This window comes from Arhodomonas sp. KWT, from assembly GCF_010993615.1.
The window spans coordinates 1-563 of the sequence record NZ_WNXE01001059.1 but is presented as its reverse complement, the minus strand read 5'-3'; the positions used below and the strand labels follow the sequence as shown (position 1 = coordinate 563).

Here is a 563-nt window from a genome sequence, read left to right as displayed (position 1 = left end):
CCGCCGCCCTGGAGCGCCAGCCCGATGCGTGCGCCGCCCATGGCACCTCCCTATCGTCCTGCCCGCCCCACTCGTATTGCTAATCTTCTCAGAGGTTTTCTCCTGCGTCAGCCGGACTGTGCGCCGATGGGGCAAGGCGCGAAGCGCGTGGTGTAGCCGGGCTACATAAGCGACGAGCAACTCAGCCCCATCGGCGCACAGTCCGGCCCGAAGGGAGCGCCAGAGCGGCCCGGCGGCGGCGTTGCGTTCGCTTGACGTGACCCGGCCACGCCGGCGCGAGCGCGCCTTGCCCCCAAACCGCTCTGGCGCTCTGACACAGGAGAAAACCTCTGAGAAGATTAGTTAATCCCCGCAGGGGCGACAGCGCGGGATCAGCCCTGGACGATGCCCGCCTCCACCAGCCGGGCGATGGCGGCGTCGTCCAGGCCGAGCTCGTCGGCGAGCACGGCGCGGGTGTGCTCGCCGAGCTGCGGCGGTGCGGCGGCGGTGCGCGGCGGCGTGGCGCTCATGCGGATGGGGCAGCGCACGAGGTCCACGTGGCCGCCGGCCTCGTGGGGCACGCG

1 pseudogene is annotated in these 563 nt (G+C 71.6%); it reads right to left on the bottom strand.

The features are described 5' to 3' along the window. Positions 1-371: 371 nt before the first annotated feature. Positions 372-563: pseudogene (locus tag G7A99_RS24140) on the bottom strand (CoA transferase); the annotation flags it as partial.